Consider the following 15,200-nt stretch of genomic DNA (forward strand, 5'->3'; position numbering starts at 1 on the left):
CCTACTTATTAGAACCTGCCTTATTTTTGCGCAAAATCAAAGCTAGTTCAATCAATAGCACAGCGAAAACAATTACAATCATCGTAACAGTACTAAACGTGGAAGTACTTCCAAAATGCTCTACAGCCTTAACATGCAAAGCAATAGCAGAATAAGCTGGAATAGTTGTCTCTACTTTCCCACCATTTACAGTAACTGTGCTAAAGCATTTACGTGAAGCATATACGTTGCAATACTCACCATCAGGCAAATCAGTTTTATAACTCACATTTTTAGGCTTGTCAGTATTGTTAATCGCCAAGAATCCCTTGTTTTCGCGACTAAAAGCAATGTTATTATCGTTGTCATCTTGCCATTGAGTCACTTTCGTGCCCTTAACAGCATTATAGAATCCAATCATTCCACGAATCGAAGTCCAACGCTGAGCGCATTGCCACTTTGAATTCTTGCCGCACTTTACATCTGGAATGTGCGTATCAGTTGCACCAGGAGCACCATCATCGCGCTGCGTGAACTTATATCCAGAATAAATATTTGGTGTTCCATAAGGATAAGCAAGCATAAAAGCATTAGCTAACTCGTACTTTGCTCCATCCTTATAAGTGAGAACTCGAGTCGAATTGTCACGCTCAGTATCCCAGTTAGTCACAAAAATAGCGGCTTTCTTATTAGGAATAAGCTGATCTGTAATATGAGACAAATTCTCAATTGAACCATAGAAATAATTACGCAAGCGATACGAGTATTCAAACTCATCTACTTCGCCTGTACCAACATATTGATCCGGCTGAATTTTAGGATCTTGTTCAGGGAAACCAATTGTTTCTTGCATCCACCATATGTTTTCAGGCTTCGTTCCAGCAGCTTTAGCAGCAGCTTCTTTTATGCCTTTCACATCCTCAGGACACATATGTTTTGCGGCATCAACTCTAAAGCCTGCAACACCCATTTTTAGCAATTTTGCAAAATAGTTACCAAGAATTTTTTGCACATGCGGCTTAGAAGTATCCAAATCAAGCAAACCAACTAAACGATAATTCCAAACGACTTGCGCATCTTTATATGTGTAAATATCTTTATCTATTTGGTGAAAATCATCTTTTGTGTAACCAGCATCCGGATAGCTTTGATTTGCCGCATCATACTTACTACCGCCAACACCTACAGTATCTTTATTACCATCGCCGGTTGTGTGATTAATTACAGCATCAACAACAATTCCAACACCAGCAGCCTTGCAAGTAGTAATCATATTTTTAAACTCGTCTTCAGTGCCAAGCTTTGAATTTAGATTGTAACTAACTGGCTGGTAAGAAGTCCACCACGCTGTACCTTTAATATGATCCTGCGGCGGCGAAACCTGTACATAACTCACACCCTCAGGACCATAAGTTTGCTTACACTCTTTTGCAATACTTTTCCAATTTTGCTGAAAAGCAGTAACAATCACACCTTTTGGCGGAAGACCGTCTGTTGATTTAGTTGAAGCAAATGCCGAAGAGTTTGGGACAATAGCAAAAATACACATTAATACTGTTGCTACAGCAGCAATTGCAGCAATTGCAGTAAAAGAGCACATTACATTGCGCTTGTAATTATCGATTAATTCGCAAGCATAATTACTTTTTTTACGCTCACTTACTTGCAATTGTGCACTGTGGATCATCGTTGTTCCTTTCACATACGTACAGCACTTTTCATTGTGCGAGAATACTTTTATTATTATACGCTTATTGTTTATGTACGAGACATTAAAATACAAAATAAAAACGTCGCCTAGCAAGCTAAGCGACGTCGTGCACGTGCCCCCGGTGAGACTCGAACTCACACTGCACAGATTTTGAGGCTGTTTCCTCTACCAATTGGGATACAGGGGCATTTTTAATTTTCCGCATTTTTTTGCGACTTGTCGACTATAGCACACTTTAAGCCACATGCAAATAGTTAAAGCATTTTGCGCGTGTCGCAAATCAACAATATTGATCATACATAACATAATGCGCGCAAACTGCAAAACAGCTAGCGCGCATTATGCAAACTATACTACTGCGCAAATGCACTTAAACTAGAAGAACTAGCGTATTAGTACAAGAACGCAGAATCAAATAATTAGTCGCAAGCACCAACGGTGTGAACGTAGATGGAGTCAGTACGACCAGCCTGGCGTTCACCCTGAGCAGTGCTCAAGATAACAATCTGATCACCATCGGAAACCTTACCGGCTTCGCGAAGAACCTTGTCGGTGAAGATCATCAAATCGTGACGATTCATGTCATGGTAATCTTCATCAATCAAGAAGCCTTCAGTGCCCCAGCTCAAAGCCAACCAACGATAAGTGTGCTCATTGTTAGTCAAGCCAAAGATTGGAGCGGTTGGACGTTCACGAGAAATACGATGAACTGTGCGACCAGTCTGAGTGTAAGCAACAATAGCCTTAGCATTAAGCTTATCTGCCAAATCAACAGCTGCAGAAGAAACAGCACCGGTGCTAGACATATCAAGCTCAACAGCAGGAATGCGATCATAGCCGTGCTCAGTTGCGTACTGAGAAATACGGGACATGGTCTTTACGGTAACATCTGGGTACTTACCAACAGCAGTTTCGTTAGAAGTCATTGTTGCGTCAGCACCGTCGAGAACAGCGTTAGCGCAGTCAGAAGCTTCTGCACGAGTTGGAACTGGAGAGTTAACCATTGTGCCAAGAACTTCAGTAGCAACGATAACTGGCTTTGCATAGCGACGAGAAAGCTCGATGCAACGCTTGGTGACCAGTGGAACCTCTTCGAGAGGCATTTCAACAGCCATATCACCACGAGCAACCATAATGCCATCGAAGGTCTTAACAATCTCTTCCAAGTTTTCAACAGCCTGTGGCTTTTCAATCTTGGCGACGATTGGAATACGACGACCTTCTTCGTCCATGATTTCGTGAGCGCGATCAATATCGGTAGCGAAACGCACGAAGGACATAGCAATAATGTCAGCGCCGGTGCGAATAGCCCAACGAAGATCAGCCTCATCCTTTTCAGTCAAAGCTGGAAGAGAAACTGCAACACCTGGGAGGTTAATGCCCTTGTGGCTGGAAACTGGACCAGCAACAATAACCTTAGTGTGAACGTCGTTGCCTTCTACCTTGGTTACCTCAAGACGAACCTTACCGTCATCGATAAGGATTGGGTCGCCTGCGTGGCAATCTCCTGGCAAGCCCTTAAAAGTTGTAGAAGTGCGGTGCTCGTCACCTTCAACATCATCAGTAGTGATGATGAACTCCTGACCTTCTTCCAAATAAACCTTATCTTCGTCTTCAGCGTTCTTCTTGAACCAACCGCAGCGAATCTTTGGACCTTGCAAATCAACAAGAGCAGCAACATTGCGGCCAGTGGACTTGGAAGCTGCACGAACGTTGTTGTAAACGCGCAAATGATCTTCAGGAGTGCCGTGAGAACGGTTCAAACGAGCAACATCCATACCGGCTTCAACAAGCTTGGTAATACCTTCCAAGGATTCGGTAGCTGGACCAATAGTATCAACGATTTTGGCTTTACGCATAATGCCTACCTATTTTCTATTTCTGTTTATTTTTTATGAGCGATTTAATGATAGAAACCATAAAACGCCCAATTCCGCTTTCCAGTGTATCAACGTATTGTGACCGCTTATTGTATTTATTCGGCGTTTTGTGAACGCTCACAGAAAATAACATAAAATCGCAGATAATACTTGAATAACGCTCAGATAATGCTTGAACAATAGTTGAATAATAATTGAGAATAATAGTTATTTTCTAACTTTGAGCATCGCTTATTTGGCGCAACTCTTTCTTTAGATCGCGTATCTCGTCGCGCAAACGCGCTGCAAGCTCGAATTGCAACTGCTCTGCAGCAACATGCATCTGCTCACTCAAATTTTTAATCAGCGACATAATATCGTCTTGCGGAAGCTCAGAAACATTCGCCATACGCTTTTCTTTGCTTTGCTGCCCAAGATTCGGCTCTTTTGGCACGCCATAATGCGAGTTCCCAGCCTTATTAGCATTCCTGTAACCGCCTGCTAGCAAAGTTTGCGTATCAACATCCTCTTTAGCGAGCATATCGTTCACATCGCTAATCTTCTTTCGCAAAGGCTTAGGATCAATTCCATGAGCCTTGTTATACGCGATTTGCTTTTCGCGACGGCGCTCTGTCTCGCTAATCGCCTTGCTCATAGCATCAGTAACAGTATCCGCATACATAAGAACAGTTCCAGAAACGTTACGAGCAGCACGGCCAATCGTTTGAATAAGCGAACGGTAGGATCTTAAGAAACCTTCCTTATCTGCATCCAAAATCGCAACAAGCGAGACTTCCGGCAAATCCAAACCCTCACGAAGCAAATTGATGCCAACAATCACATCAATTTTGCCTTCGCGAAGCTCACGCAAAAGCTCCACTCTGCGCAAAGTATCAACATCTGAATGCAAGTACTCAACTTTAATACCAAGCTCAAGGAAGTAATCAGTTAAGTCTTCCGCCATTTTCTTTGTAAGCGTAGTAACAAGCACGCGCTCATCTTTTGCTACTCGCTCCTTGATTTCCGCAAGCAAATCGTCAACCTGACCTTCTACAGGGCGAACCTCAATCTTAGGGTCAAGCAAGCCGGTAGGGCGAATAATTTGCTCAACTACACCATCTGAAAGCCCAAGCTCGTAATCTCCAGGCGTTGCAGAAAGATACACAGTTTGACCAACGTGCTCCAAAAATTCTTTCCACTTTAACGGTCGATTATCCATTGCCGATGGCAGTCTAAAGCCATGTTCTACAAGCGTTCTTTTGCGCGAAGCATCGCCTTCATACATAGCTCCAATTTGCGGCACTGTTACATGCGACTCGTCTAAAACTAGCAAAAAGTCATCCGGGAAAAAGTCAAGCAGAGTATGCGGAGGCGTGCCTGCATCGCGTCCGTCAAAATGCCTAGAATAATTCTCCACTCCTGGGCATACACCAACTTGGCGAAGCATCTCCAAATCGTACGTAGTTCGCATTTCCAAACGCTGAGCTTCCAGCAATTTGTTCTGCTTTTTAAGCTGAGCTACTCTCTCGTCGCGCTCTTTTTCAATCGCCTCTAACGCGCGCTCCATGCGCTCCGGTCCTGCAATGTAGTGAGATGCTGGGAAAATATGAACGCTACTCTCCTGGCGAATTACTTCTCCTGTAAGAGGATGTAACATAGTAATTCTGTCGATTTCGTCACCGAAGAACTCAATTCGCACAGCTAATTCTTCGTACACTGGAATAATCTCAACCGTGTCACCGCGCACTCTAAAAGTTCCGCGCGTAAACGCAATGTCATTGCGCTTGTATTGCATGCTAACAAATTGACGTAATAAATCGTCTCGCTCAAGCTGCTCCCCAACACTCAGCATAAGCATTCGCTCGGCATACTCCTCTGGGGTACCGAGTCCATAAATGCACGAAACAGTAGCTACAACAACGCAATCCCTGCGCGTAAGCAAATTCGCTGTAGCAGCGTGACGAAGACGCTCAACATCGTCGTTAATATTCGAGTCTTTTTCAATATACGTGTCTGTTTGCGGAATGTACGCTTCTGGCTGATAGTAGTCGTAGTAAGACACAAAATAGCTCACAGCATTATCTGGCATAAGCTCGCGAAACTCCGCGCAAAGCTGAGCTGCCAAAGTTTTATTCGGCTCAATAATAAGTGTAGGCCGCTGCAAACGCTCAATCAGCCAAGCGGTTGTAGCAGTTTTACCGGTGCCAGTTGCGCCCATTAAAACAACGTCGTTTTCGCCGTTTTCAATGCGATTTGCTAACTCTTCGATTGCTTGCGGCTGGTCGCCCGAAGGCTTGTATGGCGCTTTTACTACAAAAGGCTTGTTTGTGCGCTGAATTTTATTCGACATGTATTTACTTCCCCAGTTTTTTACTTCCCCAGTTTCGTCATTTCAGCGCTTTTATTGTTTGCGTCACACAACCATGATTTTAGCGTATTGTCAACACTGTTAAGCATCGATTCCATTGGTTTAGTGGAATCAACTACAAAATCTGCGATATTTTTTCGCATTTTACTAGGAAGCTGACTATTTATGCGCGCCAAAGCCTGATCCTCAGTCATATTTCGCTCGCTTATCATTCGTTTAACGCGAATTTCTTGAGGCGCTTCAACAGTAATAATATGGTCAAAACTAAATGGAATGCTGTCGATTACTTGCGCAAAGAGCGGAATATCGTGCACAATAACTGAATTTATACTGTCCAACACGTTGCGATTTTCCTTAGAAATTTTACTAATATACTCGCTTTCATACTTGCTTTCTAAGAGCTTTGCGCAATCATAAATAGCAGGATGAATAAGCGACTCAAGCTTCTTACGATTTGCACAACTCTCATCGGAGTACCCAAAAACATGCTTTGCAATAAACTCGCGATTTAAAGAGCCATCATTCAAAACGACATTCTCCCCAAAAATGCTTACGATTTGCTGAAATACGTAACCTCCTGGCTTCACAACCTCGCGCGATAAAACATCGTAATCTATAACAAAAGCGCCAAGCGAACGCAAATGGTTTACTACAGTAGATTTTCCAGCTGCAATTCCGCCCGTTACAGCAATCCGCATCATTGTCATATATAAATTATAAATAATGCCCCGGCAAATAATTACCAGGGCATTATACGCTAAATAATAATTGTAAAATTAGTCTTGAAGTTCAGCTCCATCGGCATCCTTATGCCACTTAGAACCAGGCTGAGAGCAAAGAATGCAAATTCCTTCAATAAATGCCCAAATTCCAGAAACAAAAGCCAGCAAGCCGAAAGAAAGAATAGAAATAAGCAGCTGAGCAACAGCCTTGCCTTTAAAACCAAGATAGAAATTGTGCACACCCAAAGCACCCAAAAAAATGGCTAACAGGCCTGCAGCAATCTTGTTACGAGAGCTTCTGTATGTGTTTGATGAATAATTAGACCCATAGTTAGAGTATGAAGATGCTTGATTGTACTGAGGAGTAGACTGAGAGTACTGACCATATTGCGGCTGAGCATTGTATTGCGGCTGAGCATTGTATTGCGGCTGAGCATATGAATTCTGATCATACTGTGGCTGAGCATTGTACTGAGTATGAGCACCATACTGGGATTGGTTGTTATATTGTGGCTGAGCCTGGTTATACTGCTGGGACTGATCATTGTACTGTGGTTGTCCGTACTGAGTCTGTCCGTCAGAGCCGGAGTAATCTCCAGTTTGATTATCTAAATCACTCACAATAATCACACTTTCTCTCGTAAGAAATTTATTTTCTTAAAAACTGTATAATAAAAAATTAATAAATCAAAGCGTTATTACTAAAGATATTAAAAGATGCCCCGATGATTACTCACCGAGGGCATCTTATTTATAAGCTTTTAGTAGAAAAATACTTCTTTTCGCTCAAAAGCTGTTCACACAAAGCTGCGAGCTGATCGGAATCAGCTAAAGCACCTTCGATAGAAGTTTCATTCACGCGCTAAAACATCGTAATCTATAGCAAACGCGCCAAGCGAACGCAAATGATTTACTACTGTAGATTTTCCAGCTGCAATTCCGCCCTTTACCGCAATCCGCATCATTGTCATATATGAATTATAAATAATGCCCCAGCAAATAATTACCAGGGCATTGTTTATTAACAATAATTATAAAACACTAATCCTTTAACTCGGCACCATCAGCATCTTTGTGCCACTTACTTCCAGGCTTTGAGCAAAGAATCAAAATACCCTCAACCAATGCCCATATTCCCGTAATAATCGACAGGAACCCAAAGGAAAGAACAGAAATAAGCAGCTGTGCAATCGCCTTTCCTTTAAAACCAAGGTAAAAATTGTGAATACCCAATGTGCCTAAGAAAATCGCTAGCAAACCTGCAACAATTTTCTTGCGCGAGCTTACTAAAGTTGCTTTAGTGTTCTCCTCACTATTTCCATCGTACGAAGGGAACTGAGCATTTTGCTGGTTGTTTTCCAAAGTGTTCATATTTTAACCATCCTTTTAGTAAATACGATTAGTAAATACGATTGACGTTTTACATCATATAATCACGATTATTAAAAGAAAATTGATTGTACCTATATTTAATTACAAAACTTGAGTTATAAAATACTTGTCAAATATACTCAAGATACTCGTAAAACATTATGAACAACAATACGCAAGATGCCCCCGATGATTAGTCACCGAGGGCATCTTACTGTTTTATTTACAAGCTTCTAGTAGAAAGTAGAAACTACTTCTTTTCGTTCAAAAGCTGTTCACGCAAAGCTGCGAGCTGATCGGAATCAGCTAAAGCACCTTCACTAGTTGCTTCAGAAGAATAGTTGGAAGCAACTTCTTCCTTCTTTTCTTCCTTAGCTGGCTTCTTTTCAGCTTCTTCGCTCTGACCGTCAGCAGCAGCAGATTCAGCTGCAGCCGCAAGTTCCTTAGCAGCGAATGCCTTGTGCTCTTCCCAAAGCTGGTGTGCTGCAGCATACTGAGCTTCCCACTCTTCGCGCTGCTGCTCGTAACCGACCATCCATTCGTTAGTGTTTGGATCGAAGCCTTCTGGGTACTTGTAGTTGCCTTCAGCATCATATTCAGCTGGCATACCGTAGAGAGCTGGATCAAAATCTTCAGAATTTGGATCTACAGCTTCAGTAGCTTGCTTCAAGGAGAGGGAGATGCGACGACGATCGAGATCAACGTCGATAACCTTCACGAATACTTCTTCGCCACCCTTAACAACAGTTTCTGGGTTCTCTACGTGACGGTTTGCAAGCTCAGAAATGTGAACCAAGCCCTCAATGCCATCTTCAACGGAGATGAACACACCGAACTGAACAATCTTTGTGACCTTGCCCTTAACTACCTGTCCAGGAACATGAGTGCGAGCGAAGCGCTGCCATGGATCTTCCTGAGTTGCCTTAAGGGAAAGGGAAATACGTTCGCGATCGAGATCAACGTCGAGAACTTCAACGGTAACCTTATCGCCAACCTTAACAACCTCAGATGGGTGATCGATGTGCTTCCAAGAAAGCTCAGACACGTGAATGAGACCGTCAACTCCGCCGAGATCAACAAACGCACCGAAGTTTACGATAGAAGACACAACGCCTTCGCGAATCTGACCCTTCTTAAGCTGCGAGAGGAAGGTCTCGCGAACTTCGGACTGGGTTTCCTCAAGGAACTGGCGACGAGAAAGCACAACATTGTTGCGGTTCTTATCGAGCTCGAGAATCTTAGCCTTAATCTTCTGGCCAATGTATGGAGAAAGATCGCGCACGCGACGCATCTCAACCAAGGAAGCTGGCAAGAAGCCGCGAAGACCGATATCAACAATCAAGCCGCCCTTAACAGCTTCAATAACGGTACCTTCAACGATGCCGTCTGCATCCTTAATCTTCTCGATGTCACCCCAAGCACGCTCATACTGTGCACGCTTCTTGGAGAGAATAAGACGTCCTTCCTTGTCTTCCTTAGTTACAACAAGGGCTTCAATGGTGTCGCCAACCTCGACAACATCATCTGGATCAACGTCTTTTTTGATGGAAAGTTCACGGGAAGGAATTACACCTTCAGTTTTGTAGCCGATGTCCAGCAATACTTCGTCGTGATCAATCTTTACGACTGTACCTTCAACTAAATCACCATCATCAAAATTCTTGATGGTTGAATCGACTGCCTTGATGAAGTCTTCTTCGGTGCCAATATCATTAATCGCAACCTTGGCGACTTCGTTATTATTCTCTGCCATTAGTTATTAGTGGTTTCTTCTTGGGGTGGATATTACTCGATATTTAATTATGTATTTATGCTACGTGTGCATACTATGCACACGCTTTGTCGATTTTATATACAGGTATAGCCAAAATTTACGTTTTACTTCGGGCGTGTCGCATTTTATTTGCAATTAGCTGCTCGCTCAGCCATATCTACAACATTCGCCAGCAACATAGCTCGAGTCATCGGACCTACCCCACCAGGATTCGGAGAATACGCTCCAGCAACTTCTCGACAAGCTGAATCAACATCACCTTTTACACGATATCTGCCAGCCTCTTCATCAAAAACACGAGATACACCAACATCAACAAGAACAACGCCAGGTTTAATATCTTCAGGCTTAACAAAACCAGCACAACCCATTGCTGCAATTATTACATCAGAACGGCGCATAATCTCCTGAACATTCCGAGTATGAGTATGGCACAACGTAACAGTTGCATCTACTCCCCTGCGTGTTAACAGAAGACCAATAGTACGCCCAACCGTAATGCCACGACCAAGCACACAAACTTCCTTACCAGAAAGTTCAATACCATACTCATCAAGCAAAGCTAAAATTCCACGCGGCGTGCACGGCAAAGGTGTTGTAATATTACCGGAAATATGCGTAACAAGTTCACCCAAATTATATGGATGCATTCCATCACAATCTTTTGCAGGATCGATAGAAGAAATAACTTTTTGAGCATCAATACCTTTTGGCAATGGCAGTTGCACAATAAATCCAGTACAAAGAGGGTCATTATTTAATTTCTGTAAAGCAGCAAGAATCTCATCTTCACTAGCATCTTCTGGCAGATCGCAACGAATAGAATTAATCCCCACTTCTTCGCAATCACGATGCTTACCAGCAACATATTTCAACGAAGCAGGATCACTACCTACAAGCAACGTACCCAAACCTGGATTAATGCCTTTTTTATGTAAAATAGCAACGCGCGCTGCCAAATCTTTTTTAATTTTACTAGCTAAAGCCTTACCATCTAGCACAATAGTCATAAAAAATTCCTCCCAACTCGCACAATTCGTAAGGATAGGCTATCGTGAAGTATAGAAGATATGGGTCGACTAACAATTTTACGTGCGCCGACGCACCATTATCACGGGAGGAGTCACAGTGATGCGTACCGTTCTTTGTGCAGTAAAGAAGTTTGGAAAAACTGCCATAACATGCCTTATTGCTTCTGCAGTAATACTTGGATTTGCAGCTTGTGGAAAAACTGAGGAAAAACCAAAAGAAAAACCAAAAGCTGCAACAAATATTTCTGTTGTATCCACTGTTGACACCTGGGGTAGCTTAGCTCAAGAGATTGGTGGCTCTGACGTCAAAGTTGAATCAGTTATGACTGGTTCAGATACAGACATATCGTCGTTTAAACCTAGCTCAAAAGATTTAAAAAATATGCAGAATGCACAAGTATTAGTTACAAATGGTGCAGGCTACGATGATTGGGCAAACAAAGTACACCCAGCTAAAGCTGAAGTGCTTAGTGCAGCAGGTACTGTAGGAGCACTTAACGGAGACAATCCATATCTTTGGTTTTCTCACGATGCTAGGAATGCTATGGCATCTGCCATGGCTGACACCTTCTCCAAAGTTTTGCCATCAAAAAAGCAAGCTTTTTCTAAGCGACTAGCACAATGGCAGGAAAAGGAAAAGAAATTAACCACCTACTTAAGTGATTTCTCTAAAGAAAATGGTAACGCAAAGTATGCTTCTACATCTCCTATTCTTTTCTGGCTAATGTCTGATACCAATTTGAAAGATAGCTCACCTAAAGAATATGTTGACTCAGTAAATAACAATAATGAACCAGAACATTCAAGCGTTGAGGAGTTTCAGAAGCTTATTGAAGGTCGCAAAATTGATGTGTTGATTAGCGATAGCCAGCAAGGAAACGATGTTCTGAACTTGCTAAGCGGAATCGCAGGACGCAGCTACACGTCTACAGTACGAGTAAGCGAACTTATGCCAAAATACGCAGATCAGCTTGATAAATGGATTATGAAGATTTGTGACGACCTACATAATGCTGTAAAAGCAACAAAGGATATGCGTAAAGACATTGATGATAAAGAGCCTCAAAAAAAGCCAATCACTGAGAAGCCACATGTAGCAAAGAATACTAATCCTAAAAATTCTAACCAAGGTCAGCAAGATCCAGGCAAGTAAATTTAGGTGAATCTATAAACATAAAAATCCTTGTATTTTACAAATGCAAGGATTTTTTATTATCTGTTTTAAGCAAGAACAAAAGCAAAACATACAATAAATACGTAAGCAAATATATAAGCAAAAGCCCTTCTAACTCGCCGATATACCGACATTTAGAAGGGCTTAAATAATATGAACAATTAATATTTATTTATTTTGCATATCGCAAATCATTTTTTCTTAGATTTCTTGCTACGCTCTTCTAACAGCGCTAAAGTTCGCGATGCAGGCTCTTCTGGAGCTACAGTATGGTGATTTTCATCGCCTTCTTGAGGCTCCTTGTATCCAAGATTCACATCTAAAAGTCGCTCCGCCTCAATCTCATCAATCTTTTCAGACAAAGCAATTTCGGAAATTAAAATACTGCGAGCGCGAGCAAGCATTCGCTTTTCTCCTGCAGATAAACCATGTTCATCAACATCTCGCTGAGATAAATCACGAACTACTTCAGCAATATTGTTAACATCGCCAGTAGCAATCTTCTCTACATTAAGCTTGTAGCGTCTAGACCAATTCATCTCTTTTTCAACTATTGGAGTACGCAAAATCTCAAAAACTTTTGCAACTTCTTGCGCTCCAACAATGTCTCGCACGCCAACTTTTTTAACATTATCGACAGGTACGTTAATTTCTAAACCATCAGATGATAACACTACCAATCGTAAATATTGACGAGTTACACCTTTTACGGTGCGCTCACTAATTTCTTCAACACGAGCCGCACCATGACGAGGATAGACGACCATATCGCCGACTTGATATTCCACAGAACCCTCCGTATGCACAGAAAAACTCATAACAGTTTCCCATAAGGTCACGACTTGAAAAAATTTTCATATTTTTTTCACAATAGCGCGAAACACACGCGACTTACAGCAATAAAGCATGTATGATAGTCAACATGAGTACAGTTACTAACATCAATGAAGATGCAGTCGCAGTTCCAGTCCGACAGGACGTATTAGCTGCGGTGAGCAATGCAGAATATTACAATCCACATGAGGTTCTTGGAGGTCACCTTGGAACTGGCAAAGGTGCCGACACTGTAACCGTCCGCGTATTGCGCCCTATGGCAAAGAAAGTTGTTATTCTTACTAAGAACGGTGAATACGAAGCTAAACACGAATATAACGGCATCTTTACAGCTGTTATTCCTGCAGTAAAGCATACAAAAACAAAGTCTTGGTCTGTTCCTAGTTATCGCGTTTACACTGTGGAAATAGACGGTTCTGAGTCCACAGATGATGATCCTTACCGTTATTTGCCTCAAGTTGGCGAACTTGACATGTACTTATTTGGAGAAGGTCGTCATGAGCGTCTTTGGGAAGCATTAGGCGCACACGTCAAAACGATAACAGATTCATGGGGACTTATATCTCCTGAAACTGGAAAGATGGTAAAGAAAGTTACTGGTACTGCTTTCTCAGTGTGGGCACCAAATGCTCGTGCAGTACGCGTAGTTGGTAACTTTAATTACTGGAATGGTCGTCGCCACGCTATGCGTTCACTCGGCTCTTCTGGCATTTGGGAACTTTTTATTCCAGGAGTTACAGCAGGAGAAGTATATAAGTACGAAATTCTTACACAATCTGGCAATTGGATTATGAAAGCCGATCCAATGGAGCGCTCTCATGAAGTTCCACCAAACACAGGATCTGTTGTTGTTGATTCTGAGTTTAAGTGGCACGATACTGATTGGATGGATGAGCGCGCAAAAACAGATGCTCACAATGGTCCAATAAGCATTTACGAAGTACAAGCTAACAGCTGGAATCGCGATTTGGGTAATTATCGCGAACTTGCTGATCATTTAGTTGATTATGTGCAAAGAGAAGGCTTTACTCACGTCGAGTTTATGCCGTTGACACAATATCCATTCTCTGGATCTTGGGGATATCAAGTAACGGGTTATTATGCAGTAGATTCTCGCCTTGGCTCCCCTGATGACTTTAAGTACTTGGTAGATAAACTCCACAAAGCAGGCATTGGCGTCATTATGGATTGGGTTCCAGCTCACTTCCCTAAGGATGACTTTGCACTCGGTCGTTTTGATGGCACAGCATTATATGAGGATCCTGATCCTATGCGAGGTGAGCATCCTGATTGGGGTACTTACATCTTCAACTTTGGTCGTCATGAAGTTCGTAACTTCTTGGTTGCTAATGCTTGCTTCTGGCTTGATGAATACCATGTTGACGCGTTGCGCGTTGATGCAGTATCCTCAATGCTTTACTTGGATTACAGCCGTGAAGCAGGACAGTGGAGACCAAACATCTACGGCGGACGCGAAAATCTTGAAGCAATTGACTTCATTAAAGAAGCAAACGCAACTGCATACAAGAATAATCCTGGCATCATGATGATTGCTGAGGAATCCACTGCTTATCAAGGCGTAACTGCACCAACCGATATGGGCGGCTTAGGATTCGGCTTGAAGTGGAATATGGGCTGGATGCACGACACTTTGCAATATCTTAAAGAGGAACCAATTAATCGTCGTTGGCATCATAACGAAATTACATTCTCAATGGTTTATGCATACTCTGAGCATTATGTGTTGCCATTAAGCCACGATGAAGTTGTGTACGGTAAGGGTTCGTTACTTGGAAAGATGCCAGGAGACGAATGGCAACAGTTCGCAGGATTGCGAGCATTGCTTGCATACCAGTGGTCTCATCCAGGCAAGAACCTTCTGTTCATGGGTGGAGAAATTGGACAGTCCAGCGAATGGAACTTCAATACTTCGCTTAACTGGAATGAGCTGCAATGGCCGTTCCATCAAGGTGTGCAAAAGCTTGTTGCAGATTTGAATACTCTATATAAGAGCTCTCGTGCATTCTGGAGTCAAGACTTTACTCCTGATGGTTTCCAGTGGCTTACAAGCGACGATTCCGATCACAATACTTTAAGCTACATGCGTATTGGCGACGACGGAGAAGAAATCGTTGTAGTAGTAAACTTCTCAGGTCAAGCTTGGCAAGACTATCAGGTTGCGTTACCAAAAGGCGGACAGTGGGAAGAGATACTCACAACTGATGATGCAAAGTATTGCGGATCTAATATTCACAACGGCACATTCACTGCTACTGCTGAAGAGTATCATTCTCGACCATACTCTGCAAGAATCACTGTTCCAGCGTTAGGTGCGGTATTCTTGAAGCCAGTACAACACTGAAAGGTCTTTTTAAAA

11 protein-coding genes, 1 tRNA gene and 1 pseudogene are annotated in these 15,200 nt (G+C 42.5%); 2 read left to right on the forward strand and 11 right to left on the reverse strand.

What is annotated here, in order from left to right:
- Window position 1 precedes the first annotated feature (1 nt).
- From HXT40_RS04060 to HXT40_RS04105, 10 genes and pseudogenes are all read right to left on the reverse strand, one after another.
- Window positions 2–1,579, reverse strand: a complete 1,578-nt coding sequence (locus HXT40_RS04060) for an alpha-amylase (protein ID WP_415691623.1) — start codon at window positions 1,577–1,579, stop codon at window positions 2–4.
- A 224-nt stretch (window positions 1,580–1,803) separates the two neighbouring features.
- Window positions 1,804–1,877: transfer RNA gene (locus tag HXT40_RS04065), tRNA-Leu, on the reverse strand.
- 232 nt (window positions 1,878–2,109) lie between these two features.
- On the reverse strand, window positions 2,110–3,549 hold the full coding sequence (gene pyk / locus HXT40_RS04070) for a pyruvate kinase (protein ID WP_116431777.1): 1,440 nt from the start codon (window positions 3,547–3,549) through the stop codon (window positions 2,110–2,112).
- A gap of 235 nt (window positions 3,550–3,784) precedes the next feature.
- Window positions 3,785–5,899 (reverse strand): excinuclease ABC subunit UvrB, encoded by a 2,115-nt coding sequence (uvrB, locus tag HXT40_RS04075; protein WP_116431778.1) that lies wholly within the window; start codon window positions 5,897–5,899, stop codon window positions 3,785–3,787.
- Between the two features lie 20 nt (window positions 5,900–5,919).
- Window positions 5,920–6,624 carry a dephospho-CoA kinase gene (gene coaE, locus HXT40_RS04080; protein ID WP_116431779.1) on the reverse strand — a complete coding sequence of 235 codons (705 nt, stop codon included), beginning with the start codon at window positions 6,622–6,624 and terminating at the stop codon, window positions 5,920–5,922.
- Window positions 6,625–6,693: 69 nt separating this feature from the next.
- Window positions 6,694–7,269, reverse strand: a complete 576-nt coding sequence (locus HXT40_RS04085; protein ID WP_162863124.1) for a TM2 domain-containing protein — start codon at window positions 7,267–7,269, stop codon at window positions 6,694–6,696.
- Window positions 7,270–7,493: 224 nt separating this feature from the next.
- Window positions 7,494–7,610 (reverse strand): annotated as a pseudogene (locus tag HXT40_RS04090) (dephospho-CoA kinase); the annotation flags it as partial.
- Window positions 7,611–7,680: 70 nt separating this feature from the next.
- On the reverse strand, window positions 7,681–8,010 hold the full coding sequence (locus HXT40_RS04095; protein ID WP_004111099.1) for a TM2 domain-containing protein: 330 nt from the start codon (window positions 8,008–8,010) through the stop codon (window positions 7,681–7,683).
- Window positions 8,011–8,260: 250 nt separating this feature from the next.
- Complete coding sequence (gene rpsA, locus HXT40_RS04100) at window positions 8,261–9,763, reverse strand: 30S ribosomal protein S1 (RefSeq protein ID WP_012914051.1); 1,503 nt, start codon at window positions 9,761–9,763, stop codon at window positions 8,261–8,263.
- A 146-nt stretch (window positions 9,764–9,909) separates the two neighbouring features.
- The gene (locus HXT40_RS04105; protein ID WP_004110747.1) at window positions 9,910–10,794 is read right to left on the reverse strand and encodes a bifunctional methylenetetrahydrofolate dehydrogenase/methenyltetrahydrofolate cyclohydrolase; all 885 of its coding nucleotides are present in this window, start codon (window positions 10,792–10,794) and stop codon (window positions 9,910–9,912) included.
- Window positions 10,795–10,915: 121 nt separating this feature from the next.
- On the opposite strand from HXT40_RS04105, the gene HXT40_RS04110 reads away from it, so the two are divergent.
- Window positions 10,916–11,968, forward strand: coding sequence for a metal ABC transporter solute-binding protein, Zn/Mn family (locus tag HXT40_RS04110; protein WP_421777337.1), 1,053 nt, complete (start codon window positions 10,916–10,918; stop codon window positions 11,966–11,968).
- Window positions 11,969–12,180: 212 nt separating this feature from the next.
- On the opposite strand, the gene HXT40_RS04115 is transcribed toward HXT40_RS04110, so the two are convergent.
- On the reverse strand, window positions 12,181–12,777 hold the full coding sequence (locus tag HXT40_RS04115; protein WP_012914048.1) for a CarD family transcriptional regulator: 597 nt from the start codon (window positions 12,775–12,777) through the stop codon (window positions 12,181–12,183).
- A gap of 134 nt (window positions 12,778–12,911) precedes the next feature.
- Between HXT40_RS04115 and glgB the strand changes: the two genes are divergently transcribed.
- The gene (glgB, locus tag HXT40_RS04120; RefSeq protein WP_033888684.1) at window positions 12,912–15,185 is read left to right on the forward strand and encodes a 1,4-alpha-glucan branching protein GlgB; all 2,274 of its coding nucleotides are present in this window, start codon (window positions 12,912–12,914) and stop codon (window positions 15,183–15,185) included.
- Window positions 15,186–15,200: the final 15 nt, after the last annotated feature.

Origin of the sequence: Gardnerella sp. DNF01180P (genome assembly GCF_049244205.1) — a bacterium.
GTDB lineage: Bacteria > Actinomycetota > Actinomycetes > Actinomycetales > Bifidobacteriaceae > Bifidobacterium > Bifidobacterium swidsinskii.

Coding starts and splice junctions, on each gene's coding strand:
- HXT40_RS04110 (WP_421777337.1), top strand. CDS start 10,916: ATGCGTACCGTTCTTTGTGCAGTAAAGAAGTTTGGAAAAACTGCCATA.
- HXT40_RS04060 (WP_415691623.1), bottom strand. CDS start 1,579: ATGTGCTCTTTTACTGCAATTGCTGCAATTGCTGCTGTAGCAACAGTA.
- coaE (WP_116431779.1), bottom strand. CDS start 6,624: ATGACAATGATGCGGATTGCTGTAACGGGCGGAATTGCAGCTGGAAAA.
- glgB (WP_033888684.1), top strand. CDS start 12,912: ATGAGTACAGTTACTAACATCAATGAAGATGCAGTCGCAGTTCCAGTC.
- uvrB (WP_116431778.1), bottom strand. CDS start 5,899: ATGTCGAATAAAATTCAGCGCACAAACAAGCCTTTTGTAGTAAAAGCG.
- rpsA (WP_012914051.1), bottom strand. CDS start 9,763: ATGGCAGAGAATAATAACGAAGTCGCCAAGGTTGCGATTAATGATATT.
- pyk (WP_116431777.1), bottom strand. CDS start 3,549: ATGCGTAAAGCCAAAATCGTTGATACTATTGGTCCAGCTACCGAATCC.
- HXT40_RS04095 (WP_004111099.1), bottom strand. CDS start 8,010: ATGAACACTTTGGAAAACAACCAGCAAAATGCTCAGTTCCCTTCGTAC.
- HXT40_RS04105 (WP_004110747.1), bottom strand. CDS start 10,794: ATGACTATTGTGCTAGATGGTAAGGCTTTAGCTAGTAAAATTAAAAAA.